The organism is Citrobacter sp. Ce129 (genome assembly GCF_030334545.1).
In the GTDB taxonomy this organism is placed as follows: Bacteria; Pseudomonadota; Gammaproteobacteria; order Enterobacterales; family Enterobacteriaceae; genus Citrobacter; species Citrobacter europaeus.
On record NZ_JAOWDS010000061.1, the window covers coordinates 1 to 2,699 of the forward strand.

Annotated in this window: 1 protein-coding gene; it reads left to right on the forward strand. The window is 63.2% G+C overall.

Annotated elements, in window-relative coordinates; translation table 11 throughout:
* On the forward strand, positions 1-2,699 hold a 2,699-nt coding region (locus OGV77_RS11940; RefSeq protein WP_286502671.1), incomplete at both ends, for an Ig-like domain-containing protein.

Genomic DNA, 2,699 nt, shown 5'->3' on the forward strand with positions numbered 1-2,699 from the left:
CCATCGGCTGACCTGGCGGGCATAAAAGACGGCGATGCCAGCGTGCAGGTGAGCGTGACCAACGTCAACGGCAACAGCGCGTCTGCGGGCCGCGAGTACAGCGTGGATGCGACCGCACCGTCCGTGACCATAAGTACCCTTGCGGCTGACGATATCCTGAACGCCACGGAAGCGCAGTCAGACCTCGCCATCTCCGGCACCAGTACCGCCGAGGCGGGCCAGACGGTGACCGTGAGCCTGAACGGTAAAAACTACACCACCACCGTAGGCGCTAACGGCAACTGGACGCTGAACGTTCCGGCGGCGGACCTGGCGGGATTAACCGACGGCAGCGTGACCGTCACCGCGAGCGTCAGTGACAAGGCGGGGAACCCGGCGTCGGTTGACCACAACCTGACGGTGGACGTGACCGTGCCTGCGGTGACGATCAACACCATCGCGGGCGATGACGTCATTAACGTGGCTGAACACAATCAGGCACAGATTATCAGCGGCTCCGCCACCGGCGCGGCAGCGGGGGATAAAGTCACCGTCACCATTGGCGGCCAGACTTACACCACCGTGCTGGACGCGGCGGGCAACTGGAGCGTGGGCGTTCCGGCGAGCGTGATTGCCGGCCTCAGCGATGGCAGCGTGACCGTCACTGCGTCAGTGACCGACGCGGCGGGCAATACCGGCAGCGGTACGCACAATGTAACCGTTGATACCGGGCTGCCGTCAGTTGGCTTCGACACCCTCAGCGGCGATAACGTGCTGAATGCGGTGGAGAAAGGCCAGGATCTGAGCGTGAGCGGTACCAGCGCCAACCTGGCGGAAGGCACTCTGATCACAGTGACGCTGAACGGTAAACAATACACGGCGACAACCGCTGCAAATGGAAGCTGGAGCCTGACGGTACCGGCAGCCGATCTGGCGGGCCTGGGTGAAGCTAACTACACCCTGAACGCCGCGGCGACCAACGCGGTGGGTAACAGCGTGAGCAATACCGCAAACCTGCTGGTCGATACCGCGCTGCCAACCGTCACCATCAATACCGTGGCGGGCGATAACGTCATCAACGCGGCGGAAGTGGCTGCGGGGCAGACCCTGAGCGGTACCGTGGCCCATGCGGAAGCGGGCAACACCGTAACCGTGACGATTGGCGGCAACACCTATACCGCGACGGTGCAGGGCGATCTGAGCTGGTCAGTGAATGTGCCGTCTGACGTGCTGACGGCGCTGGGCAACGGCAGCCTGAGCGTGACCGCCACCGTGACCAACGGCCACGGTAACACCGGCTCCGGCGAGCGTGATGTGACTATCGACGCCAACCTCCCGGGTCTGCGTGTCGATACCGTGGCGGGTGATGATGTGGTCAACAGTATTGAACACAATCAGAACCTGATCGTGACCGGTTCCAGCGACGGTCTGACCCCCGGCACCGCGCTGACCGTGAACGTGAACGGGAAAGACTATTCCGCCACAGTACTGGCAGACGGCACCTGGAGCGCAGCGGTTCCGGCGGCAGATGTGGGCGCGTGGCCGGAAGGCACCGTGAAAATCAGCGTCACCGGCGACAGCGCGGCGGGTAACCCCATCACCATCAGCCACGACGTGACCGTCGATCTGGCGAGCGTGGCGATCAGCATCAATGCCATCGCCACCGACGACGTGATCAATGCCGCTGAAAAAGGTGTTGATCTGGTGCTTTCCGGCGCGACGACCAACGTCGAAGCCGGGCAGACCGTGACCGTGAGCCTGAACGGTAAAATCTACACCACCACCGTTGATGACAGTGGCAACTGGACGGCGACCATCCCATCGGCTGACCTGGCGGGCATAAAAGACGGCGATGCCAGCGTGCAGGTGAGCGTGACCAACGTCAACGGCAACAGCGCGTCTGCGGGCCGCGAGTACAGCGTGGATGCGACCGCACCGTCCGTGACCATAAGTACCCTTGCGGCTGACGATATCCTGAACGCCACGGAAGCGCAGTCAGACCTCGCCATCTCCGGCACCAGTACCGCCGAGGCGGGCCAGACGGTGACCGTGAGCCTGAACGGTAAAAACTACACCACCACCGTAGGCGCTAACGGCAACTGGACGCTGAACGTTCCGGCGGCGGACCTGGCGGGATTAACCGACGGCAGCGTGACCGTCACCGCGAGCGTCAGTGACAAGGCGGGGAACCCGGCGTCGGTTGACCACAACCTGACGGTGGACGTGACCGTGCCTGCGGTGACGATCAACACCATCGCGGGCGATGACGTCATTAACGTGGCTGAACACAATCAGGCACAGATTATCAGCGGCTCCGCCACCGGCGCGGCAGCGGGGGATAAAGTCACCGTCACCATTGGCGGCCAGACTTACACCACCGTGCTGGACGCGGCGGGCAACTGGAGCGTGGGCGTTCCGGCGAGCGTGATTGCCGGCCTCAGCGATGGCAGCGTGACCGTCACTGCGTCAGTGACCGACGCGGCGGGCAATACCGGCAGCGGTACGCACAATGTAACCGTTGATACCGGGCTGCCGTCAGTTGGCTTCGACACCCTCAGCGGCGATAACGTGCTGAATGCGGTGGAGAAAGGCCAGGATCTGAGCGTGAGCGGTACCAGCGCCAACCTGGCGGAAGGCACTCTGATCACAGTGACGCTGAACGGTAAACAATACACGGCGACAACCGCTGCAAATGGAAGCTGGAGCCTGACGGTACCGGC